Source organism: Moheibacter stercoris, from assembly GCF_040545805.1.
In the GTDB taxonomy this organism is placed as follows: Bacteria; Bacteroidota; Bacteroidia; order Flavobacteriales; family Weeksellaceae; genus Moheibacter; species Moheibacter stercoris.
In genome coordinates this window covers 13,502-37,549 of sequence record NZ_JBEPMO010000010.1, presented here as the reverse complement: position 1 = coordinate 37,549, position 24,048 = coordinate 13,502, and the positions used below count along the sequence as shown (strand labels likewise).

Annotated in this window: 19 protein-coding genes; 3 read left to right on the top strand and 16 right to left on the bottom strand. The window is 36.5% G+C overall.

Annotated elements, in window-relative coordinates; genetic code table 11:
• Positions 1-19 precede the first annotated feature (19 nt).
• The 9 genes from ABID46_RS09130 to ABID46_RS09090 all read right to left on the bottom strand — a co-directional run bounded on the left by ABID46_RS09130 (position 20) and on the right by ABID46_RS09090 (position 6,828).
• Positions 20-991, bottom strand: coding sequence for a TerC family protein (locus ABID46_RS09130; protein WP_354509405.1), 972 nt, complete (start codon positions 989-991; stop codon positions 20-22).
• A 116-nt stretch (positions 992-1,107) separates the two neighbouring features.
• A complete protein-coding gene (gene atpG, locus ABID46_RS09125) occupies positions 1,108-1,977 on the bottom strand; it encodes an ATP synthase F1 subunit gamma (RefSeq protein WP_354509304.1) in 870 nt (289 codons plus the stop codon).
• Positions 1,978-2,056: 79 nt separating this feature from the next.
• Positions 2,057-3,634 (bottom strand): F0F1 ATP synthase subunit alpha, encoded by a 1,578-nt coding sequence (gene atpA / locus ABID46_RS09120; protein WP_354509302.1) that lies wholly within the window; start codon positions 3,632-3,634, stop codon positions 2,057-2,059.
• Positions 3,635-3,644: 10 nt separating this feature from the next.
• A complete protein-coding gene (gene atpH, locus ABID46_RS09115) occupies positions 3,645-4,205 on the bottom strand; it encodes an ATP synthase F1 subunit delta (RefSeq protein WP_354509300.1) in 561 nt (186 codons plus the stop codon).
• 2 nt (positions 4,206-4,207) lie between these two features.
• Entirely contained in the window at positions 4,208-4,708 is a 501-nt protein-coding gene (locus tag ABID46_RS09110; protein WP_354509298.1) for a F0F1 ATP synthase subunit B, read from the bottom strand.
• Between the two features lie 95 nt (positions 4,709-4,803).
• Positions 4,804-4,995 carry an ATP synthase F0 subunit C gene (gene atpE, locus ABID46_RS09105; protein ID WP_182042445.1) on the bottom strand — a complete coding sequence of 64 codons (192 nt, stop codon included), beginning with the start codon at positions 4,993-4,995 and terminating at the stop codon, positions 4,804-4,806.
• 49 nt (positions 4,996-5,044) lie between these two features.
• Positions 5,045-6,157, bottom strand: coding sequence for a F0F1 ATP synthase subunit A (atpB, locus tag ABID46_RS09100; protein ID WP_354509296.1), 1,113 nt, complete (start codon positions 6,155-6,157; stop codon positions 5,045-5,047).
• Between the two features lie 84 nt (positions 6,158-6,241).
• Positions 6,242-6,613, bottom strand: a complete 372-nt coding sequence (locus ABID46_RS09095; protein ID WP_354509294.1) for a hypothetical protein — start codon at positions 6,611-6,613, stop codon at positions 6,242-6,244.
• Complete coding sequence (locus ABID46_RS09090) at positions 6,610-6,828, bottom strand: AtpZ/AtpI family protein (RefSeq protein ID WP_354509292.1); 219 nt, start codon at positions 6,826-6,828, stop codon at positions 6,610-6,612. The genes ABID46_RS09095 and ABID46_RS09090 overlap by 4 nt, the downstream gene beginning before the upstream one ends.
• A 30-nt stretch (positions 6,829-6,858) precedes the next feature.
• Here ABID46_RS09090 and dusB point away from each other — a divergent pair, with 30 nt between their 5' ends.
• From dusB to ABID46_RS09075, 3 genes are read left to right on the top strand one after another with little or no spacing between them, the layout of a single operon-like run.
• Entirely contained in the window at positions 6,859-7,845 is a 987-nt protein-coding gene (gene dusB / locus ABID46_RS09085; protein WP_354509290.1) for a tRNA dihydrouridine synthase DusB, read from the top strand.
• Positions 7,846-7,848: 3 nt separating this feature from the next.
• Positions 7,849-8,232, top strand: coding sequence for an acyl-CoA thioesterase (locus tag ABID46_RS09080; protein WP_354509288.1), 384 nt, complete (start codon positions 7,849-7,851; stop codon positions 8,230-8,232).
• A 30-nt stretch (positions 8,233-8,262) separates the two neighbouring features.
• Positions 8,263-8,922 (top strand): DUF1287 domain-containing protein, encoded by a 660-nt coding sequence (locus ABID46_RS09075; RefSeq protein ID WP_354509286.1) that lies wholly within the window; start codon positions 8,263-8,265, stop codon positions 8,920-8,922.
• A gap of 48 nt (positions 8,923-8,970) precedes the next feature.
• On the opposite strand, the gene ABID46_RS09070 is transcribed toward ABID46_RS09075, so the two are convergent.
• The 7 genes from ABID46_RS09070 to infB form a co-directional block, all read right to left on the bottom strand.
• Complete coding sequence (locus tag ABID46_RS09070; protein ID WP_354509284.1) at positions 8,971-10,944, bottom strand: putative porin; 1,974 nt, start codon at positions 10,942-10,944, stop codon at positions 8,971-8,973.
• An 84-nt stretch (positions 10,945-11,028) separates the two neighbouring features.
• Positions 11,029-12,468: a RagB/SusD family nutrient uptake outer membrane protein gene (locus ABID46_RS09065; protein WP_354509282.1), complete on the bottom strand. Its 1,440-nt coding sequence runs from the start codon at positions 12,466-12,468 to the stop codon at positions 11,029-11,031.
• A gap of 11 nt (positions 12,469-12,479) precedes the next feature.
• A complete protein-coding gene (locus tag ABID46_RS09060) occupies positions 12,480-15,530 on the bottom strand; it encodes a SusC/RagA family TonB-linked outer membrane protein (protein ID WP_354509280.1) in 3,051 nt (1,016 codons plus the stop codon).
• A 157-nt stretch (positions 15,531-15,687) separates the two neighbouring features.
• Positions 15,688-17,109 (bottom strand): RagB/SusD family nutrient uptake outer membrane protein, encoded by a 1,422-nt coding sequence (locus ABID46_RS09055; RefSeq protein WP_354509278.1) that lies wholly within the window; start codon positions 17,107-17,109, stop codon positions 15,688-15,690.
• An 11-nt stretch (positions 17,110-17,120) separates the two neighbouring features.
• Positions 17,121-20,246, bottom strand: coding sequence for a SusC/RagA family TonB-linked outer membrane protein (locus ABID46_RS09050; RefSeq protein ID WP_354509276.1), 3,126 nt, complete (start codon positions 20,244-20,246; stop codon positions 17,121-17,123).
• A 144-nt stretch (positions 20,247-20,390) separates the two neighbouring features.
• The gene (locus tag ABID46_RS09045) at positions 20,391-21,068 is read right to left on the bottom strand and encodes a hypothetical protein (protein ID WP_354509274.1); all 678 of its coding nucleotides are present in this window, start codon (positions 21,066-21,068) and stop codon (positions 20,391-20,393) included.
• Between the two features lie 27 nt (positions 21,069-21,095).
• Entirely contained in the window at positions 21,096-23,999 is a 2,904-nt protein-coding gene (gene infB / locus ABID46_RS09040) for a translation initiation factor IF-2 (protein ID WP_354509272.1), read from the bottom strand.
• Positions 24,000-24,048: the final 49 nt, after the last annotated feature.

Here is a 24,048-nt window from a genome sequence, read left to right as displayed (position 1 = left end):
CAATACATTTCTGAAAAACTTATTTTTCGAGGGCTTCGTTTTGTTTGTTTTTATACAAGGAATACAGGATTCCAGCAGTTAATGAAACCAAAATAACGCCTAAAGACAACCATTCTGGAATCGCCAAATCATTGGCTTTTAGATAATGATGTAGTCCCATCTTGATTCCCACAAACAACAAAATAACAGCTAAGCTATATTTTAAATAAGAGAATTTATCAATCACATTTGCCAAGAAGAAATACATAGAACGCAAACCTAAAATTGCCATGATATTAGAAGAAAAGACAATAAATGGGTTTTCTGTAATCGCTAAAATGGCCGGAATACTATCCAATGCAAATAAAACATCGGTCAATTCGATGATGATTAAGGCCAAAAATAAAGGTGTCGCAGCCCAAATTCCCATCTTTTTCACAAATAATTTTTGATCATGGATCCCTTTGGTGATAGGCATAATCTTACGCATGGTCTTAAAAACCCAACTTTCTTTCGGATTGAATTCAGATTCCTCTCCAGAAAAAGCCATATTATAAGCTGTATAGATCAAGAAAGCTCCAAATAGATAAGTAACCCAATCTACCTTTTGAATTAACCAAATTCCAAAGAAAATCATCAAAGCTCTAAATACAACTGCACCTACAATTCCCCAAAATAAAACACGATGTTGGTATTTTTGCGGAATGCTGAATGATCGGAAAATAACGGCAATGACAAATATATTATCGACTGAAAGAGACAATTCCAACAAATATCCTTGGATATATTTCCAAAAAGCTGTTTCGGGCGTATAGTTATGAGGATTATCTACATGACCTTCTTTGAATAACCAAAAGATGATACCTGAGAAAACCAATGATAAACCCACCCAAAAGGTTGTCCATTTGCCTGCTTCTTTATAGGAAATAACATGTGCTTTACGATTGAAAACGCCTAAATCCAAGGCTAAAAGCACAGTAACAACAGAAAGAAAAATGATCCAAACCATAATGGGAAAGTTTCCACAAATATCTATAATTCCCATGAATAATCAGGGAAAATTCTGAGGATAAAAACAAAAAAAAGCGGGTAAAAAACCCGCTCCTACATATTGTATAATAGCTTGGATTAAGAATCCAATGCTTCTGCACCACCCACAATTTCCAAGATTTCGTTGGTAATAGCAGCTTGTCTTTCTTTGTTGTATTGCAACACCAATTCTTTACGTAAAGCATCGGCATTATCGGTTGCTTTGTGCATCGCAGTCATACGTGCACCATGTTCAGCTGCATTTGAATCCAAAATCGCTTTGAAGAATTGCGTTTTCAAGGCTTGAGGAATTAAGTCTGTAACGATTTCCTCTTTTGATGGTTCAAAAATATAATCTACCGATTGAGCCGCACCTGATTCGCTTTTCACAATTTGAACTGGCAAATATTGCTCGTCCATCACGATTTGTGTAGCAGCATTTTTGAAGGAGTTGTAAACCAAACGAACTTGGTCATAATCACCTGCCAAAAACTTCTCCGTTACTTCGTCTGCAATAACTGCTACATTTTCATAGCTAAGGTTATCCCATAAAGAAGATTCGTTTTTGTAGATCGTATTGGATTTACGCATCAAATCGAAACCTTTTTTACCAATTGTCATCAATTCCGTCTCGATACCTTTTACTGAATTCTCCACTACCAAGGCATTTGCTATTTTGAATACATTGGAGTTAAATGCTCCCGCCAAACCTCTGTTGGAAGTAATCACAACGACAAGCATTTTTTTTACCTCTCGTTCGATGGTTAATTTTCCTCCAGCATCGCTATCCAAGGTCGAACTAATGTTTTCAAGGATATCACGCAATTTGTTTGCGTAAGGACGAAGTTGTATGATAGCATCTTGAGCACGTTTCAATTTCGCAGCAGATACCATTTTCATAGCACTTGTAATCTGCATCGTTGAACCGACAGATGTAATTCTACTTCGTATTTCTTTTAAGTTTGCCATTTATGAAAAAATAACTAGTCTATGACTTTATGATTGAAAGATGAACTTCGTCAATAACGAAGTTCATCTCAAATTCTTCTTATTTGTATGATACAGTTGTGTCTATAATCACTGCTTTCAATTTGTCTACGATTGCATCATCGTATTTTCCGTCACGTAAAGAAGTCAACAAATCTTTGTGTTGGTTTCTCAACAAAGACAAGAAGTTCTCTTGCCATTCCTTCACTTTCGCTACAGGAACGTCACGCAACATACCGTTTGTACCCGCTAAAATGATCGCTACTTGCTCTTCTACTGGGATTGGTGAGTTTACGTTTTGTTTCAAAATCTCCACGTTTCTTTCTCCTTTTCCAATAACTGACATAGTAACAGCATCTAAATCAGAACCAAATTTTGCGAAAGCTTCTAATTCGCGGTATTGAGCTTGGTCTAATTTCAACGTACCTGATACTTTTTTCATTGGTTTTGTTTGCGCGTTACCTCCAACACGAGATACCGAAATACCTACGTTGATCGCTGGACGAACCCCTGAGTTGAACAAGTCAGACTCCAAGAAGATCTGTCCGTCTGTAATCGAAATTACGTTGGTTGGGATATAAGCAGAAACGTCACCTGCTTGTGTTTCGATAATTGGCAAAGCAGTCAAAGATCCACCTCCTTTTACAACACCTCTCAAAGATTCTGGTAAGTCGTTCATTTCAGAAGCAACTTTGTCATCACCGATGATTTTTGCAGCACGCTCTAACAAACGAGAGTGTAAGTAGAAAACGTCTCCAGGGTAAGCTTCACGTCCTGGTGGGCGACGTAACAACAAAGACACCTCACGGTAAGCAACCGCTTGTTTTGATAAATCATCATAAACAATCAATGCTGGACGACCTGTATCACGGAAATACTCTCCAATAGCCGCACCTGCCATTGGTGCATATACTTGCATTGGAGCAGGGTCAGATGCGTTAGCCGCTACGACTACCGTATACTTGTCAGCGCCGTGTGCTTGCAATGTGTTTAATATTTGTGCAACAGTAGATCCTTTTTGTCCAACTGCAACATAGATACAGTAAACAGGTTCTCCTCTGTCGTAAAATTCTTTTTGATTCAAAATAGCATCTAATGCAACTGAAGTTTTTCCAGTTTGACGGTCACCGATGATTAACTCACGTTGTCCACGTCCAATTGGAATCATCGAGTCAATTGCTACGATTCCCGTTTGCATTGGTTCAGAAACCGGCTGACGATAAATTACCCCTGGTGCTTTACGCTCGATTGGCATTTCGTATAGTTGACCCTCGATTGGACCTTTTCCATCGATTGGGTTTCCTAACATATCGACAACACGTCCCAACATTCCTTCCCCAACATTGATGGAAGTAATTCTTTTGGTACGTTTTACGGTATCTCCTTCTTTAATTCCTTTTGATTGACCCATCAATACAACCCCTACGTTGTCTTCTTCAAGGTTAAGGACCATTCCTTCCAATCCGCTAGAAAATTCTACTAACTCACCATATTGAGCATTGTCTAATCCGTAAACACGGGCAATACCATCACCTACACTTAGTACAGTTCCTACTTCAGCCATCTCAACGTTGACATCGAAGTTCGAAAGTTGTTGTTTTAAGATCGCTGAAACTTCAGCTGGTTTTATTTCTGCCATTTCTGTTTATTTAAATTTTGGGAATGTAATCGTTTATGTCAAATTCTTTTTTCAATCGAGTCAATTTCGATTTGATACTTGTGTCGATTTGTTTATCTCCCACACGTAAAATGAAACCTCCGATTAAACTTGGGTCAACTTTATTTTCGATTTTATACGAAAAGTTTTCACCCATGTTCGCTTTCGCTTTATTTACTATATCTTGAATCAATGCATCATCCAAATCAGTTGCTGTAACAACTTCAGCGGTTCTAGCGTTGATTGAATGATCATACAATGCATTGTATTGTGTTGCAATTTGTCTTAAAAACCCTTCTCTTCTATGGTTTACAACCAATGTGATGAAGTTTTGTGTGGATGGAGAAAAATCTTTGAAAATCTCTTTCAAAACAGCATTTTTCTTTTTTGAATCCAGCACAGGTGAGTTTAAAAACGACGCCAATTCTCGATTAGATTGAATTGCATTTTTCACATCCAACATCTCTTGGTTGATTTCAGCTGCTTTTCCTGTTTCGGAAGCAAACTGCATCAATCCTTTTGCATATCGTTTAGCTGCTCGAAATCCTGCCATTTTTAGTTAAATTTAGCTTCGTTAATGATTTCTTTTGCTAATTCTTCTTGTGCTGATTTGTTGCTCAATTCTTTGGTCAATACCTTTTCAGCGACCTCAATTGACAATTGAGCTACTTGATTTTTCAAATCGGTCATCGCAGCCATTTTTTCGTTTTGAATTGCTGATTTTGCATTTTCAACCAAACGATCAGCTTCAACTTGAGCCGTTTCTTTTGCTTGTGCAATGATGCTTTCTTTTGCTTCTCTTGCTTCTTTCAAAATTGCATCACGCTCAATTTTTGCTTCAATTAAAATCTTTTCGTTTTCCGCTTTCAAAAGAGCCATTTCCTCACGCGCTTTTTTCGCCTGATTCAATGCGTCTTCAATTGACTTCTCACGATCATTAACTGCATTTAAAATTGGTTTCCAAGCAAACTTGTTCAACAACAAGATCAATAAGATGAACAACAAAGCTGTCCAAAAAAACAATCCAAACGAAAAATCATTGATTAATTTTTCCATATTACGATGACTTAAATTTTATTTTTTACTTAAAGTTTAATTTGTAAAATCCTGCTACAACCAACCGTTGTAGCAGAACTTAATTTTAAGGTTTCTTAAACTGCGAATAATGCAGCGAAACCAATACCTTCGATTAACGCAGCTGCGATCAACATTGCTGTTTGAATTTTACCTGCTGCTTCAGGTTGTCTTGCGATACCTTCCATAGCTCCTTTACCGATCATACCGATACCTAGACCTACTCCGATAACTACTAAACCTGCTCCTACCATTACTGGAATTTCCATACTGATAAATTTATATAATTAAACTAAAACTTAATTTCTCTTTATTTGATTAATGTGCTCCTTCGTGCTCGTGATCATGCTCGTGTTCTGCAGATGCCATACCAAAGTACAACGCTGACAACATCGTGAAGATATACGCTTGCAACAAAGCAACCATTACTTTAATCAATACAATTACAAATGTCAAGGCAAATGACAATGTTCCTCCGAACCAAGATTGGAAAATGAAAATCAAACCAATCAAACTCATCAATACGATGTGTCCTGCTGTCATGTTTGCATACAAACGAATCAACAACGAGAATGGCTTAATGAATACACCCAAAATTTCAATTGGAATCAAAATGATGTACAATGGAATTTTCGCAATCCAAGGCATTGAGTCTCCCAATGGATCGAACAAGTGTTTCCAATAATCTTTTTTACCTGTTAAGTTTGTAATGAAGAATGTCATGATCGCCAAAGCTACTGTAAACGCGATGTTACCTGTTACGTTTACCCCAAGTGGCGTCAATCCAAACATATTTAAAATCCAAATCAAGAAGAATACTGACAACAAGAAAGGCATGTATTTCTTGTATGATTTCTCTCCAATATTTGGAACTGCAATTTCATCTTTGATGTACAAAACCAATGGCTCAAAGAAACGTCCAATCCCTTTTGGAACCCCATTGTTTTTTGCATACGATCTAGCTAAACTTGTGAACAACCAGAACATCAACAACCCTGTAATGATGATCATCACTACGTTTTTCGTAATTGAAAAATCCCACGGTTTTTCATTGGTCACGAAATGTTTTTCGTCGTAGTTGATGGTACCAGCAGCATCTGTTTTGTAGATTTTACCGTGGTAATTTTTATAATGTTGACCACCTTTTTCCACCACTTTTTTACCGTGATCGAATTCAGATGAGCTAAAAATTTTCAATCCGTTGTCAAACAAAATAACCGGTAGAGGAAAACCGTAGTAATTTCCTTCTTTGTCCCCGAAAAATGTAAAGTCATAAGAATCAACTAAGTGATGAGCAATAACACCTTTAATCTCTTGCTTCATTAACTCTTTTCTATCCAAATTTTCCGTTGGAGCCCCCTCAACTGGAGCAGCTGCAAATGAAAACATTTGAAAAATCAAAATAAAGCAAAGCGTAAATAATTGGCGCATAGGATTTATCATTAAACCAGTTTTTTTGTGGTGCAAAATTAGTATAAGTTTTTCAATATATGAAACCTATTTTTCTGCTTTTCGTCAGTTTTCTTCATTCATCAGTTTTCTGGCGGTAAACCACGTAATTAAAATTAAACTAATGAGATATAAAACTAAAAAAGAAAATTTGAATTCATTTTCATGTCGTTGCTCAATTGAATTCATGAAAATTTTCGCCGCAACCAATTTTATCGCAACTACAACCAAAAAGAAATAGCCCAAATAATCGCGCCATTTGTATTCCAAAAACTGAATTACCAATAAGCTTACAACCAATAAGGAAATGGTAAAAACATAAATGGATGAATAATAGGGTTTGGATTCTCCTAATAATACTTGAACAAAACCTATATGAAGTAGAATTGTCAAAAGAAAAACTCCAATCGCGAAGAAAAAATTTCGGGTCAATTTCATTTGATATCTTTCAATTGCTTTAATACCAAATAAAGCGATGCAGCAAGTCCAAGTAAACTTCCAAGTGCAGTAAAATAGCTTTTTTCTGTTTCGAAATGACCATCTGCCCATTTCCCAATCCAGACAAATACAAAAATAACTGCCATCATCTGAAACCCTAAACTGGTGAGATGAATGTATTTATTAACTGATTTGTTTTTTGGTTCTTTCGCCATTGGATTTTGTAACTTTGCAAAAAATTTGATTTGGTAAAGATAGGAAACATAAGCTTACCAGACTTCCCTTTGTTGCTTGCTCCAATGGAAGATGTAAGTGACCCGCCTTTTCGTCGTCTATGCAAAATGCATGGAGCCGATTTGATGTATTCTGAATTTATTTCGTCTGAAGGATTGATCCGTGATGCGATCAAAAGTCGCATGAAGTTGGACATTTTTGATTACGAACGTCCGATTGGAATCCAAATTTTTGGAGGAGATGAAGAAGCGATGGCCATGTCTGCCAAAATTGTCGAAACGGTTCAACCCGATTTGGTGGACATCAATTTTGGTTGTCCCGTGAAAAAAGTGGTATGTAAAGGTGCAGGTGCAGGTGTTTTAAAAGACATCGACTTGATGGTACGTTTAACCAAAGCGGTCATCGATAGCACTCACCTTCCTGTAACGGTTAAAACACGTTTGGGTTGGGACCATGATAGTATCAACATTCATGAAGTGGCAGAACGACTTCAAGAAGTTGGAATCAAAGCCTTGGCCATTCATGGACGCACACGTGCCCAGATGTACAAAGGCGAAGCCGATTGGACCGAAATTGCCAAAGTCAAAGCCAATCCCAATATTGAAATTCCAATTTTTGGTAATGGTGATATTGACTCTCCAGAAAAAGCAGTTGAATACAAAAACAAATACGGTGTCGATGGAGTAATGATTGGCCGTGCGGCCATTGGAAATCCTTGGATTTTCAACCAAATCAAACATTACCGTGAAACGGGTGAGCATCTAGCCTTGCCAACTCTAGCTGAAAGAGCCGAAGCCGCCAAAAACCATTTGACTTGGGCTTGTGATTGGAAAGGAGAACGCACTGGAATTTTGGAAACCCGTCCGCATTACACCAATTATTTCAAAGGAATTCCACATTTTAAACCGATACGTCAACGTTTGGTGACGTCTGAAAATCTTCAAGAATTGTATGAAATTTTGGATGAAGTACATGAAATTCAAAATCAAGAAATTTAATCTATGTTGATTCACGAAAAAGAAATTCTAATCACAGAAGAATTCATCGACTTCAACAACCATGTCAACAATGTTCAATATGTTCATTGGGTCGAAATGATGGCGGCAGAACATTGGGATCTACGCAAACACAAAAGCGTACACAAAAATGAAATTTGGTTTTTGCATGAACACAATATTCAATACAAAAAACAAGTGTTTTTGGGCGATACATTATTGATGAGAACCTATCCGATGAAACCCGTTGGTGTGAAGCAACCACGAAAAGTTGAGTTTTATAAAAACGGAGAATTGGTCGTAGATTCTTTGACACATTGGATCTTATTGGATCATCAAACGCAAAAAATCATCCGCTTGGATGAAAATTGGCTCGAAACCTTGAAGTAATTTTTTTATCTTGAAGGAAATTCAATCCTCATGAGAACTTCCTTTGCTTTTATTTTCCTTACGATTTTTCTTTCTTCCTGCAAAAAATTAGAGCAAGCTGTTGTTGCTTCCAATTCGGTAGAAGCGTCACAAGAAGAAAATGAAAATGCTTTCGTTGATTTAACGGATAAACAAAGAAGAGTTTCAGAAGCTGCGATTTCCATTATAGATCCTACTATTGTTTATGACCCAACTTATTTTCGATTGGATTATCCGAATGGAGATGTACCAGCAGGAAAAGGAGTTTGTACCGATGTTGTTATACGAACGTATCGAAAGTTGGGAGTAGATTTACAAAAGGAGGTTCATGAAGACATGAAGTCAAATTTTCATTTGTATCCGAAAATTTGGGGATTGACCAAACCCGATACCCACATTGATCACCGAAGAGTTCCCAATTTGATGACCTATTTTTCTAGATTTGGAACGGAAAAACCCATGAGTCAAAATCCAGAAGATTATGCACCTGGTGATATTATTTGTTGGAGACTTCCCAATGGTATGGCGCATATTGGGATGATGATCCATCAAAAATCCTCTGATGGAAAACGGTATTTAATTGTTCACAACATAGGACAAGGTCAAATTCCTGAAGATATTTTGTTCGAATTTGACATCATCGGACATTTCAGCTATGAAAACTTTGATTAATTCTTAAAATAAAAGAATATAAGGCTATTTCGCCTCAGATACTATTCATTACGTAAACAAATACCATTTCACCCCAAACTGTAGTTTAAAGTCTCTAAATGGAACGTTTGGTGCGCTATAATAATTGTTTTCGCCAAACATTGTGTTGAAATGGTCGGCACGTAAATAAATACGCATTCTATCAACTTTGATATTGATGAAAAAGTCCAAAACAGGATATCCGCCAATTTTTTGAATTCCATTCTCAGTAGAACTTCTCTGCAACATAAATTCATTGATTACAGGGAAGAATTCACGCGATTCAAATTCGGTAAAATAATTTCCATTGAAACCTACTTGAACTTCGGCTTTCTCATTGAACATTTTGCCTTGCCAATAAATGGAAGCTCTTGCCATCAAATCGGGTAAAGGTAAGAAAGCTTCGTTTTGCGTTACCTTTTGGTATTCAACCGTCGTTCTCAAATGAAATTTACGATAGGAAAGCAAATTATTGGCACGGATTTGAAACAAGGAAATATTTCCATCAAATTGTTTCGGTCGGAAGTCCGATCCCACATAAACATATTGGTCAATGTTGTAAAGCGTGGCTTGAACATCTGTTTTCCATCTCTCCAAATTCAACTTCCCAAATAGTTTTTGGGTATTGGTATTTTGGAAACTTTGGTTGTAATAATTGAAATCTTTGTAGAAACTTTGGTTGTAATACAAATTCAAATTCGGAAAGGCTGACTCTACCATGGCTCCACCAATTATATGATATCCGTCGATTGGTTGAATGTCCAATTCGGCATTGACATGGTATTGACTTTTGAAAATCTCACCTGATTTGAATTCTCCATCGGCTCTTAGTTTGATTTTTTCGTTCCAATCAAAATACAAATTCGCTACTGCACCGATCAAATTATCTTCGATTCTATCTGTGATATTGACCAAACCGATGTTGATAGGTTTACCTGAGTATAGCTGAACATTTTCAAATCGAACACCTGCATCAATTAACAATCTATTACCCCAATTGAATTCAACAGAGGACGTATTTTGTAAAGTCTCAAAGGATTTTTTATTTCCTCTTCTACTTACGTTAAAGATTGGACTATCGTAGTAGTCCTCTGCTTGGGTTTCTTCGTAAAAATACTTCTGCTTTTCGTAAGTGAAAATATTCTTGATGAAAATGGGAGTTCCCAATTTGGTTGAATAGGATTGAACTTTACCAAACAGTGCATATTTCGCCCCTAAATGAAATCGTCTCGAATCAAATTGCGTGTCGGCATAATCCAAATTCACATTGATATTTTGACGATTGGTGGTTCGCAAACTATCATCCAAAACGAATTGATTCAAATCGGCAATTCCTCCATTTTCTTCATTGTCTATATTTTGAGAAGTAAAATGTGTCCAAAGTTTGAATCGATCATTTTTGGATTTATAACTAATGGTTGCAATTAAAGCATTGTTGGCAGCCAAACTATTTTTGTATGTACCTGCAGTTCTCAAACCTCGATAGCGAACAGAATAGTTCAATTGAGGCGTTAAATTATGGGTGAAAGTTGTAGAAAGATATTGACCTTCTTTGGAGCCGTTTTCGAAAATAAATTCGGTTGTTGGCGTTTTTACATCGTAATACCGAACATCTTCTGGAAAGATATAATTAAAGGATTTACCAGTTGGTAGAAGGTGAATTCGATTGCGATTGTTTTCAAAACTTAGCGGATTAAAGGTTTGTCCAAAATTTGGAAAATACATCTTCCCAAACACATCTTTATGGGTGAAATTATGATCGTAAAGACTTTCAATCGTTAAAGTTGTATCAATGATGCTAGGATGAATGTCCTTTTCTCTCCAGAAAGTATAATCTGTGATGACAGGTCTATGAATTTTCAAACTATCGTTGGCAACTTCGCGTTTCCCAAATGCTTGCAAGGAATCACGAATTGCATTTTCATCATCGTAATTGGGGTTGATTTGCCCAAACACAGAAGGAAAGGAACAAATAAAGAAAATAAGACCAATTAGGTATCGCATACAGGGTTTTGAATGCGACAAAGTTAAATCAAAATTTACGGAATAAAAAAACCCACTCGATTGAGTGGGTTTTGAAATGTTATTTTACCATTCAGGATATTGAGTCATGTTTGGATTTAGGTTCATTTCGCCTCTTGGCATTGGGATTACGAATAATCTATCCATAGGAGCTACTGAACAAGAATTACCGAAACAGTTGGTAACTTTTTCAATTCCTAAGTTATTTCTTTTTAAATCGAAGAAACGAACACCTTCTGCAACGAATTCTTTACGCTTTTCAGTTAATACAGCTGTCAAAGCGTCTCCAGAATAGGTATTTCCACCTCTCGCAGTTGCGAAAGCATTTACTTCAGCTAAAACTGCAGCGTCTTGGCCTAATTTAGCCATTGCTTCCCATTTAACAAATAATGCTTCTGTCATACGGAATACTCTCGTATTCTGAGCGAAGTTACCTTCTGAATTGCTACGTAAGTGTTTTGCACTCCAAACACCTGTTGGATCGTCTGATGTAGGGATAGAGTTTAATTTAAATAAACCTAAACGAACATCACCTTCATTGTAAGAATCATAGAAACTTCTTCTTACCAACAAGCTTCTGTGTGTAGCATTGTTTGCATAGAATGCTCCAATTGCAGCATTCAATCCAGGGTTAGAAGTCGCTGTAAAGTCGATTTCCCAAATAGTTTCATTGTTGTTTTCTGTAACCGTATGATCTGTACTTGTAAAATAAGTAACCAAATCAGTTGCATTGATAACAGAATAAGAACTTGGAGAATCATTCAATACTTTGTTCGCATAGTCAAGAGCCAATTGGTAATCACCAGCATTTCCTCTTGTCAAATAAACTTTCGCTAAAATAAAGTTAGCAACAGTTGGACTGAAATATGCTTTGCTAGATGGAGATGCACTGGACATTAAGCTCAAACCAGCTTGCAAGTCAGAAATAACCTGATTGTAAGAATTTGCAACTGTTTCACGAGGATACAATCCATTTGGATTGTAAGGTCCTGTATAAATTGGTATACCAAAATCTTGGTGTTTTCCAGAAGTAGGATTAGCAGAATAGAAGTTCAACAAATAAAAATGTGCCAAAGCTCTACCAATATGTGCTTCACCTAATAAATTCTTAACCTCTGTAGTTTGTTCTAGTTTAGCTCCTTCATTGATTGAAAGATTTGCCATTCCCACTACGTCATATAATTCATCCAACATATTGAAGTCCCCCGCATTGTCACCATTCCAAGCCATTTGCTGAGTTGTTAAATAGTAACCATTATTGGTTTGACTAACAAAAATGTTATCTGAAATTAAATCTCCAAATATAATGATATCAGCTCCAAAGGAGTCACCTGAACTAAATTGTTCGTACATACCATTCACTGCAGATCTTAAACCTTCTTCGTCAAGAATTGCTTCATCCAAGACAATTTGTTTTGGTGGCAATTCAACAAGTAAATCTTCGTTACAGGAAACAACTGACAATGCAGCTAATAATCCTATTCCATATATTCTTGAAAATTTCATACTTCTAATTTTTAAAAATCAATTGATACTCCTAAAGAGAAACTACGCATAATTGGAGAGGTATAATCATATAAACCTTTTCCTTGCCATCCACCAGCCCAGTTAGAGTTAGCTTCTGGATCGAAAGTCAATGTATCGTCAAATACATGGATCCATAAGTTTTCTCCTCTAACATATACTGTCATATTGTCAATTCCAGTTGATCTTTTGAATAAGTCTCCAAAGCTATACGCTAATTTCAACGTTTTCAAACGAATATGGTCACCATCATGCATCCATCTAGATGAAGGCAATTGAGAACCAGATGCATCACCATCACTGTTTAAAGCTCCTGTATTTTGGATTGGATTTGAAGCTCCTGTATTGGTTGGAGTCCAAGAATCATACAATACATTTCTCGTTTGGTTGTATTGAGTAGAAGATCCATCACCTGTCACATAATTTTGCCATCTGTTAGAAACAGCATAATCAAACTGACCAGCAAATAAGAAACTTAAGCTAACTCCTTTGTAAGAAAATTCATTGCTTAAATTCGCCATATAAGTTGGAAATGGAGAGATTCCTTGGAAGAATGGAGTCGCTTTTGATCTTGCATTTACTTTCTCAGTTTTAGTTTCATCAGCCCAGAATAATGGGTCACCATTGGTAGGATCAACACCTGCCCATCCATACGTATAGTATTCAGCAAATAATTGTCCTTCTTGTAAAGCTCTCATACCAGATTGAATGAATTGCTCTGGATCTGCCATTCTCTTAACAGTATTTTTGTTACGAGAGAAAGTACCGTTGATGCTCCAAGTAAATTCTCCAGCAAATGGACGACCACCTAAAGCTAATTCATATCCTTTGTTAGAGATATCTCCAATGTTTGAATAATAAGAGTTAACAGGAGAACCATTTGATCCAGGGATAGTATAAGGTAAGATTGCATCTACAGTTTGTTTGTCGTAAACATCAACAGATCCATTCAAACGATTGTTGAAGAATGCGAAATCCAATCCTACGTTCAATTGTTTTGCTACCTCCCATTTCAAATCTGGATTTCCAGCTTCAGTAATTACCAATGATGGATTTCCAGCATAGCTACTAAATCCTACAGTTGCATAGGTGTTGTATTGAGGTCCCCAGTTATCAGCGTATGGAATGTTTCCAATTTCACCATAGTTAGCTCTTAATACTAAATTAGAGATTGCATCTGGCATGAAATTTTCGTTTGAAATATTCCAAGATCCCCCAGCTGACCAGAAAATACCGTGTCTTTCATTGCTACCTAAGGTTGAGTTAGAGTCTCTTCTAACCTGACCTGTTAAGGTATAACGAGTATTGTATACATAGTTCAATCTAGAGAAATAAGAAATCTGAGTCCATTTTCTGATGTCATCAAGTACAGTAACTTTTAATGGGTCTGCAAATTCAACAAATGGTTTAGGGAAAGCTAAGTCTCTACCGTCAGCAAACAAATAGTTGTAGTTATGCTCTTGGTACTCCATTCCTAAATAAACAGATAAGTCATGTCTTTCTTTGATTAAGTTACGGTAACTAACGGAGTTCTGCCAGTTCCAATCAAAAGTAGTCATTCTAGATTTTTGTACCAATCCATTGTGAGTAATACCATCACCTACAGAAGGATCATAGTACAACAATTCATGGTTTGATTGGTTTTGTGTTCCAAACATAGAGAATAAATAGAAATTTTTAGCAAATTGATATTCTCCGTTAATAGACGCTAAGAAAGTTCTAATTGAAGCTTCCATAATGTCTGTGTTTTGCAATGCAATTGGGTTGTAGTTTTCACTACCTCCTAAATTTGTTTGGTTATATGAACCATCAGGATTATATGCTGGATAAATTGGAGCAATTGTCCAGTTTGTTAACCATGGGTTTCTGAAAGCTCCAGCATCTGCATATCCATTGTGCTCAACATTTGAGAAGTTAGCATTTAATCCTAAAGTAATTTTCTCACCAATTTTGTGATCAATTGCAGAGTTCACACTCACACGATCAAATTGTGTATTCAATACCAATGGTTTATTTTGGTAATAAGAACCTCCAATACGGAAAGAAGTGTTTTCACCACCTCCAGTTGCAGAGAAGTTATAGCTTCTTACAGTAGAAGCATTTCTTTGGATTGCATCTTGCCAATTTTCATTGGTAACACCATCCCAGTTTTTCAAATTGGTAAACCATGCAACAGATTCTTCCATTGTTTCAGAAATACCTGGCGTATTGTTACGAACTAAACCACCCCATTGGATAAACTCACTTGCATTCATCCAATTTTGTTTATCGTACGCAATGTTTTGTACAGCAAAATCAGTTGCAAAATTGAATCTTGTTTTTGAGTTGTATTTACCTTTTTTGGTCGTAATTACGATTACACCATTTGCACCTCTCGCTCCATATAAAGCAGTACCAGATGCATCTTTTAATACAGTAACACTTTCAATCGCGTTTGGATCAATAGCTGCCAAAGGATTCCAAGATTCCATTACGTTTCCGTTATCTTGTCCTTTCCCAACAACAATTCCATCAATTACATACAATGGGTTTGGAGTTCCAATAAATGAACCAACCCCACGAATTGCAATGATATTCGTAGCTCCTGGAGAACCACTATTTGTTGAGAAGTTCAATCCCGCTACACGACCATTTAAAACTTCATCAATTGAAGCTACTGGCGTTAACTCGAAGTCTTCTTTTTTAACAACACTATACGAACCCACTTTTTGAGCGGCATCTACTTTAATACCTCCGACTAAAGTAACGGTTGTTAATTCAACTGTTTCCCCAAATTTCAAAGTTCCCATATTGTTTTTGGTTACTTTAAAATCTTGAGAAGTTCCCATTGCATCAATAATGACCAAAACGTCATTTATGTCTGCATCAATAGAAAATCTACCATTTGCGTCAGTCATCGCAGTAGCGCTGGTACCTCTTACAGTAACTTCAGCATCTGAAACAGGACCAAAATCGTCTGTAACAGTACCGGTAACCTGAGCAAAAACAACCTGCCCAACTAAAAGCAGGAAAAGTGCACTTAAAAATGCAAATTTTGTCCTCATACTAATTTTTTTATAACATTATCGTGACAAAATTGTAACATTTTATTAAGAATTCCAAAGTTTTTTCATGAAATTAGACCGTATCTCTTGCTAGAAAAGAAAAAAGCCACCTCAAAAAGAGGTGGCTTTTTATAGATTTTAATCCTTTTTATTGTTATTAATATCCAGGATATTGAGTTAAATTACTGTTTGCATTTAAGACTCCTTCATCCATAGGAAATACAAAACGTAAATCACCAGCAGGTAAACTACAAACTGTACAGTTAGTAGTTCTTACAATAGGTAAATTGTGTCTTTTCAAGTCATAGAATCTATGTCCTTCAGCAAAGAACTCTTTGTATCTTTCCGTTAAGATATCGTTTAACAAATCAGAACCTGAATAAGCAGAACCTCCTCTAGAAGCAGCAAATGCATTCAATTCAGCCAATGCTTGCGCATTTTGTCCTGTTAAATACAAAGCTTCAATTCTGTTTAACTGAGCTTCAGCGAAACGTAAAATTTTGATATCACGTAAAAATGGTCCAGCCTCTGAATTTCTTGTCCATTTAGTCGTCCATAAACCTTTTGGATCGTCAGTTGCAGGAACACCTTGTGAAGTAAATAAACCTTTTCTTACATCAGTATCTGCAAATGAATTATGGAAAGTTTGGGTAAACAAGAAAGATCTTCTTGTTCCAATTCTTTCATAATAACTTGCCAAAGACAAATTAGAACCAATTCCTGAACTTGATGCGTTATTGGTTGTTAAATCCAATTCCCAAATTGTTTCAGGTTGATTTTCTGTTTTAGCACTTTCTAAATGGTTGAAATAATCCACGTAGTTTTCAGATGAAATTGGAGCGAAAACAGAAGGAGAGTTATTGACAATCTCAGAAGCATATTGCAATGCTCTTTCAGCATCTCCAGGAGCTTTTCTTGTCAAATAAGCTCTTGACAATAATAATTTAGCAGCTGTTTTGCTCAAATAATTTTTGTACTCAGGAGCATCATAAGCACCTGCAACACCTGCTTCTAAATCAGAAATAATTTGCGCATATACCTCATCTACTGTATTTCTTGCTGGTTGAGCAGTGACATCATAATCACCAATCATAATTGGCACACCAAATTCTTGGTTTACACCAGAAGATGGAGTTGCAGCATAAGAATTAATTAAATGCAAATACAGGAAACCTCTTAAGATTTTAGCCTCTGCTTTAATTCTTTCAACATTTGGATTAGATTCAACCAATGTGTTATTGATAACCAAATTACAATTCAAAATTGCAGCGTACAATGTTCCGTAAATACTAAAGTCATTGACGTACATATTGTAATTGAAATTTGACGTATTCAAATAAGAAGATGCAAACATTTGGTCAGACAATAAATCTCCAAAGAATAGAGCTTCAGCTCCAAATGCACTTACACTTGTTGTTCTTAAATAAGCTCCATTTAAAAACTGTTGTAACTTCTCTTCAGTATCAATTGAATCAAGCGTGTCTAAATAGGATGGCACAATATCCAATTCTTCATCAGAACATGAATTCATGAACTGCAAAGAAAATACGGCCAATACTGTTAATAATATTTTTTTCATAATTCTTTTAATTAAAAGTCAATTTGAACACCTAATGAATATGTTCTCAATACTGGTGCAGCATACCAATATCTTCCTTTTCCAATCCATGACCAAGAGTTAGAGTTAGATTCTGGGTCAAAGTTCAAATCTTTATCAAATGCATATGTCCATAAGTTAGTTCCTCTAAAATAAATAGACAATTTGTTTAATCCAGATGCTTTGTTAAATAAGTCACCAAACGTATAGGCAATTTTCAAATCTTTCAAACGAATGTGGTCACCCTTTTTCATGAAACGAGATGATTCCAAACGAGACTCACTTAAATTTCCTAAAGTTGCTTTTGGATTGGAAGCATCGAAGTTTTCCATTCCTGGAGCATCTGTCCAGCTATCATACAATGCTTCTCTGATTTGGTTTCTTGTTGGGAAACGACCATCATGAATCGTATAAGAGTGAACACCATTGTGTACATAGAAATCAAATTGTCCTGAGAACAAGAAGCTCAATGAAATATTTTTGTAAGAGAAATCTGAACTAATTCCGGCAGTATAACGAGGGAAAGAGTTTTTACCAAACCACATTTTGCTTGCATCTGCTTTGTTGGTAGTTTTTTCAGTTTTTGTTTCATCTGTCCAATACCATGCTTCACCATTTTCATTGATACCCCCCCAAGCAATGGTGTAGTACTCACCTAATAAATGTCCTGGAGCCAAAGCAACCAATGCATTATCAGCCGCACCAGCATCGTCAGATTCAAATGTTACCAAATCTTGGTATAATTTGTCTACGAATGTTTCTTGGAAAGATCCATTTGCATTCAAGAACCATTTGAATTTTTCAGTATTGATAATCGTTGCATCAACTGACAATTCAAATCCTTTGTTGTCCAAAGTTGCAGCATTTCCATTAAAGCTACCTGCTCCTGTTTCAACAGCTGGGCTCATACCAAAAATAGCTCCATCGGTAATTTTGTTATAATAATCTGCTGTAATTTTTAAACGGTTGTTGAAAAATCCTAAATCAATACCAATATCAAGGTGTTTAGACTCTTCCCAACCCAATGCGCTATTTCCTGGATAAGAAATTCCACCTGTACCTGAGTTACCTCCCCATCCAGTTGTATTTCCGTAACCAATTAATTCCAATGCGTCATATTGACTTCCCCATTGGTCTGCATATGGAATGTTTCCTAAAACACCATAAGATCCTCTTAAAGTGAAAGTAGATAAAGCATCTGTCATGAAATCTTCATTATGTAAATTCCAAGCTGCTCCTACTGACCAGAAGTTACCCCATTTGTTTTTTGCTCCAAGCGTTGAGTTACCATCTCTTCTGAATTGTCCAGAAATTGTATAACGGTTATCAAATGAATAGTTCAAACGTGAGAAATAAGAAATCTGAGTCCATCTCAAATCAGTATTTCCAGTAAAAATTTCTTCGTCAGAGAATGAAAAATATGGAAGATCTCTTGTCATACCATAGGTAAAAGCACTTAAACGATCATAAGTATGATCTTGGTATTCCATTCCTAAATAGACTTGAACATCATGTTTGTCTTTGAAAATATTACGGTAACTAACAGTGTTTGACCAGTTCCAGTCTAACATTTGTGTTCTATTGTCTTCATAGAAACCTTTTCCGTCCAAAGACAAAGTAAACATTGGGATGTAGCTATCAATTAATCTAGTTTCTTTCATCCATTGGTATTGAGCACCATATAATGAGTTGAAATAAAAGTTATCTACAAATTCCCAGTCAGCATTAACCGACCCAATCACAGTGTTGATTGTTGCGTTTTCATCTGTACCATCTTGAACTCCAACTGGGTTAAATCCTGGTGTATAGTCATTGGTGTTTAAGTAACCTAATTCTTGGTTATAGGTTCCATCTGGATTGTAGATTGCACGCAATGGAGACAACATAATAGCAGAGTTAACTGGGTTTGCAGAAGCTCTACCACCAGCATAAGTTTGTCTATCAATGTTACTATAGTTAACGTTAATACCAAAGCGTAAACGATCGCTCGCTTTGTGATCAATAGCAGAGTTTAAACTGATACGGTTAAATAAACCATCACGTACCCAAGGTTTGTTTTCATAGTAAGAACCTCCTAAACGGAATGAAGTATTTTCACCTCCTCCTTCAGCTGAGAAATTGTAGGTTTTTACCATCGCAAGATTACGCGTTACAGCGTCTGTCCAATCTGTATACTGATCACCCACCTGGTATTGAGGCTCATACGTATTCAAATAGTATGCTCTAGCTTCATCCAATGTAGCGAAACTTACAGAAGCAGGTAAACCGTTTCCTTGTTGAGAGTTCCACATCAACATACTTCCGTATTTAATGTACTCATCTCCATTCAATAATTTCAAACTCTCAAATGCACGATCTTGAATCGCCATTTCAGTTGAAAAACTAAATCTTGTTTTTTGATTGAATTTCCCTTGTTTCGTTTTAACGATGATAACACCATTCGCTCCTCTCGCACCATAAAGTGCTGTAGCAGATGCATCTTTCAAAACTGAAACCGATTCAATTGCGTTTGGATCTAATGCCGCTAATGGATTCCATGATTCCATCATTGCTGCATTATCTGCTCCTTTACCTACTACAACTCCATCAATTACATACAATGGATTTGGAGAACCAGTTAAGGAAGAAACTCCACGAATCAAAACCATGTTGGAAGAACCTGGATCACCACTTGCTGATGAAAAGGTTAAACCCGCAACACGTCCATTTAATACATCATCAACAGATGAAAACGGAGTTGATTCAAAATGTTCTTTAGAAACAACATCATAAGATCCTACTTTTTGAGCAGCATCCATTTTGATACCTCCAACGATTGTAACTTCTGGTAAAATTAGCATAGAGCCCATTTTCATTACGCCCATTTTTGCTTTGGTAACTTTAAAATCTTGTGAAGTACCGATTGCATCGACCACAACCAAAACATCGCCAACTTTGGCATCAATTGTAAAGTTTCCATTTTCATCAGTTGTCGAAACTGCGTCACTTCCCATTACGGTGATTTCAGCATCTGCCACAGGTCCATAGTCATCTTGAACTGTACCTGTAACTTGAGCAAAAATCACTTGAACTGCAAATAGCAGAAAAAGTGAACATAAAAATGTAAATTTTGTCCTCATACTTTTATTTTATAACATTAATGGACAAAAGTCTAATTTTTTATTAAAATTTCCTAATATTTCCTTAAAAATTGAGGGATGGGACAAAAAAAATCTGCTTAAATTACTTTAAGCAGATTTTGTAAATTATAAAATTTTAATTCTTTACAATGAATTCAATATTTTAATAATATCTTTTTCATCTTTAAATGAATACCCCTCTGACTTAATCAATTGGTTTACCTTGGATTCATTCTCGCCAAATATTTTTAAAAATTCTTTGCGTGATGTAGGAATTTCAAGAATTTGTCCCTCTCCAAATTGTACAAATAAAACGTCATTTTCTTTTATATATTTATCTGGAATTGTTCGGTCATATCCAGTTTTTGAAACTTGACCTTCAACAAATTTTATACGTTCTCTTTTCAATAAACGATTGCCTTTCCCTGCATACAATTCCAACAGATATCCATTATTTGATCTTCCATCTTTGGTTTGATACGTCAAATAATGGTACTTTTTATTGATCCCAACTAAAAGAAACTCTTTATCATTTACATTGGGATAGTATTCAAAAATATTGTCATTGTCTTTGAATTCCATTAGATCTTTGAATGCATTGTATCGAACAGTGAAAACTTGCATTTCACCTCCTACCTTTGCCGGAGAAAATTCAGGAAATATATACATAGATCCTTGAACATCACCTTTGGTTGGTGTCGCAAATCCAACTGAACCATTACCACTAAAGGTACCGAAAAATATATGTTGTTTTTTCGGGGTTTCCTGCGCAATAGTTAATTGGCAAAAAACACAAAGCAAAAGTATAAGGAGGTTTTTCATAAAAGTAAAGTTAATAAGAATTCGTTATTATTTCAATTTCTTTTTAACCTCAACCGTTTCGTATGCTTCGATGATATCGTATTCACGGATGTCATTGTAGTTCTTAATATTTAAACCACATTCATATCCTTTGGTAACCTCTTTCACATCATCTTTGAAACGTTTCAAACTTGCCAATTCACCTTCATGAACCACGACACCTTCTCGAATCAAACGGATTTTTGAATTACGTGTTACTTTTCCATCCAATACCATACAACCTGCAATCGTACCTACTTTTGAAACTTTGAAAGTTTCACGGATTTCGATGTTACCAATAACTTGTTCTTTCAATTCTGGAGATAACATACCTTCCATTGCTTCTTTCACATCATTGATGGCGTCGTAAATAATGGAGTAATTTCTGATTTCGATTTCTTCACGATCTGCAATTTCTTTGGCTGAAACTCCTGGACGAACGTTGAATCCAATCACAATCGCATCAGATGCACTTGCCAACAATACGTCAGATTCGGTAATTTGTCCAACTCCTTTGTGAAGGATGTTGATATGAATTTCTTCTGTAGACAATTTCTGTAATGAGTCTGTCAATGCTTCAACAGAACCATCCACGTCACCTTTCAAGATAATGTTCAATTCTTTGAAATCACCCAATGCAATACGACGTCCGATCTCATCCAAGGTAATATGTTTCTGAGTACGGATGGTTTGTTCACGTTGCAATTGCTCACGTTTGGTCGCAACTTGTTTCGCTTCTCTCTCATCTTCGTATACACGGAATTTATCCCCTGCGGTTGGCGCTCCGTCCAAACCTAAAATGGTTACTGGAGTTGAAGGGCCCGCTTCTTTTACTTGGTTTCCTCTTTCGTCCAACATTGCACGAACTTTACCATGATTACTTCCTGCTACTAAATAGTCTCCTACACGTAAGGTTCCGTTTTGAACCAAAATTGTGGAAACATATCCTCTACCTTTATCCAAGGCTGCTTCTACTACCGTTCCTGTTGCCAAACGTTTTGGATTGGCTTTTAGTTCCAATACCTCAGCTTCCAACAAGACTTTTTCCAATAATTCGTCAACATTTAATCCTTGTTTTGCAGAAATATCTTGGGATTGAATTGATCCGCCCCATTCTTCTACCAACAAGTTCATATTGGCCAATTGCTCTTTTACTTTATCAGGATTAGCCGTTGGCTTATCAATTTTGTTAATCGCAAAAATCAATGGAACTTCTGCTGCTTGAGCGTGACTAATTGCCTCTTTTGTTTGAGGCATTACTTGGTCATCTGCCGCAATTACAATAATCGCAATATCGGTTACTTGAGCACCACGAGCACGCATCGCCGTAAAGGCTTCGTGACCTGGTGTATCCAAGAAAGCGATTTTTTGACCATTTTCCAATTGAACATTATAGGCACCAATGTGCTGTGTGATTCCTCCAGATTCACCCGCAATAACGTTTGCTTTACGGATGTAGTCCAGTAAGGACGTTTTACCATGGTCAACGTGCCCCATCACTGTTACAATTGGCGCTCTAACCACTAAATCTTCTGGATTGTCTTCTGCTTGATCTTCGATTTCTAAATCTTCCTCAACATTGCTAAACACAACATCAAATCCGAAATCGTCTGCTACCAATTGAATGGTATCTGCTTCCAAACGTTGGTTCATGGTTACCATGATACCCAAAGACATACAAGCCGAAATAACTTCCGTCACGGCAACATCCATCAAACTAGCCAATTCGTTAACTGTAACGAATTCGGTTACGTTCAAAGTGTTGTCTCTTTCCATGGCTTCCATTTCCATGGCTTCCATTTCACGACGTTCCTTACGTTTATCTCTTCTATGTTTAGACGCTTTGGATTTAACCCCTTTATTGGTTAACTTCTCAAGGGTTTCCTTGATTTGTTTTGAAACTTGCTCATCGGTCAATTCTGCTGGTTGTCTTCTTTGACCTCCATGACCTTGATTCCCGTGACCATGTCCACCTCCTGGACGATTTTGGCCGCCTCTATTGTTGTGGTGGTTACGGTTGTTGTTATTATTCGATTGGTTGTTATTTTGGTTATTTCCACCATTACCATTGTTCGGTTTGGTATCGTCTAACTTAACATCCTTACGAATTCGTTTACGTTTCTTTTTATTTTCTTTTTCTTGCTTTTGTTTCTCTTTACGATCTTCTGCAAGTTTTTTGTCTTTTTCAAATTCAGACAAATCCAATTTTTTACCTGTAAAGTTTGGACCATCCAATTTTTGGTATTTGGTCTCGATTTTCACGGGCTCATCAGATTGAACTGGAGTTTCAGCAACTGGAGGTGTAGAAGGAGCTTTTGATTCAGCTGGTTTTTCTGATTGGACAACTTTTGGTTTTTCCACTTCAGCAGGCTTCTCAATTTTTTCTTCTTTTTTCACTTCCACTACCGGAGCTTTTTCAACTACTGGTTCTTGGATAGTTTCCACGGGTTTCTCCTCAACCTTTTTGATTTCTTCCACAACAGGTTTTGGTTCCGCTTCAACTTTCGCAGGTTTTTCAGCAACTGGTTCTTTTGGCTCTGGCTGTTTTTCTTCTTTCGCTTTTGGCGATTTGAATTGATCCAAATCAATTTTCCCAATTGTCTTCGGCCCTTCTAGTTCTACTTTGGTCGTGATGACTTTTTCTACTGGAGCTGGCTTCGGCGCTGGTTCTTCTTTTTTTGGAGGTTCAGGCTTCCTTTCTGGAATTTTGTTGATAACTACTTCTTCTGAAGCAGCTTTTTGTTTCGCATCTGATTGAAATTCTTTAATCAAAATCCCATAGGTATCTTGATTGATTTTCGTATTGGGAGTACGCTCAACTTGAATGCCTTTTTCACTCAAAAAATCTACTGCGCGATCAATTGAAATGTTTAATTCTTTTAAAACTTTATTTAATCTTATCGTTTCCGACATAAAATGATTTGGATTTTTCAGTTTGCAAATGTACTAAATCTAAATTTAG

Coding starts and splice junctions, on each gene's coding strand:
- ABID46_RS09055 (WP_354509278.1), bottom strand. CDS start 17,109: ATGAAAAAAATATTATTAACAGTATTGGCCGTATTTTCTTTGCAGTTC.
- ABID46_RS09095 (WP_354509294.1), bottom strand. CDS start 6,613: ATGAAATTGACCCGAAATTTTTTCTTCGCGATTGGAGTTTTTCTTTTG.
- atpB (WP_354509296.1), bottom strand. CDS start 6,157: ATGCGCCAATTATTTACGCTTTGCTTTATTTTGATTTTTCAAATGTTT.
- ABID46_RS09075 (WP_354509286.1), top strand. CDS start 8,263: ATGAGAACTTCCTTTGCTTTTATTTTCCTTACGATTTTTCTTTCTTCC.
- ABID46_RS09110 (WP_354509298.1), bottom strand. CDS start 4,708: ATGGAAAAATTAATCAATGATTTTTCGTTTGGATTGTTTTTTTGGACA.
- ABID46_RS09070 (WP_354509284.1), bottom strand. CDS start 10,944: ATGCGATACCTAATTGGTCTTATTTTCTTTATTTGTTCCTTTCCTTCT.
- infB (WP_354509272.1), bottom strand. CDS start 23,999: ATGTCGGAAACGATAAGATTAAATAAAGTTTTAAAAGAATTAAACATT.
- ABID46_RS09065 (WP_354509282.1), bottom strand. CDS start 12,468: ATGAAATTTTCAAGAATATATGGAATAGGATTATTAGCTGCATTGTCA.
- ABID46_RS09090 (WP_354509292.1), bottom strand. CDS start 6,828: ATGGCGAAAGAACCAAAAAACAAATCAGTTAATAAATACATTCATCTC.
- atpA (WP_354509302.1), bottom strand. CDS start 3,634: ATGGCAGAAATAAAACCAGCTGAAGTTTCAGCGATCTTAAAACAACAA.
- atpH (WP_354509300.1), bottom strand. CDS start 4,205: ATGGCAGGATTTCGAGCAGCTAAACGATATGCAAAAGGATTGATGCAG.
- ABID46_RS09045 (WP_354509274.1), bottom strand. CDS start 21,068: ATGAAAAACCTCCTTATACTTTTGCTTTGTGTTTTTTGCCAATTAACT.
- ABID46_RS09050 (WP_354509276.1), bottom strand. CDS start 20,246: ATGAGGACAAAATTTACATTTTTATGTTCACTTTTTCTGCTATTTGCA.
- atpE (WP_182042445.1), bottom strand. CDS start 4,995: ATGGAAATTCCAGTAATGGTAGGAGCAGGTTTAGTAGTTATCGGAGTA.
- ABID46_RS09060 (WP_354509280.1), bottom strand. CDS start 15,530: ATGAGGACAAAATTTGCATTTTTAAGTGCACTTTTCCTGCTTTTAGTT.
- ABID46_RS09080 (WP_354509288.1), top strand. CDS start 7,849: ATGTTGATTCACGAAAAAGAAATTCTAATCACAGAAGAATTCATCGAC.
- atpG (WP_354509304.1), bottom strand. CDS start 1,977: ATGGCAAACTTAAAAGAAATACGAAGTAGAATTACATCTGTCGGTTCA.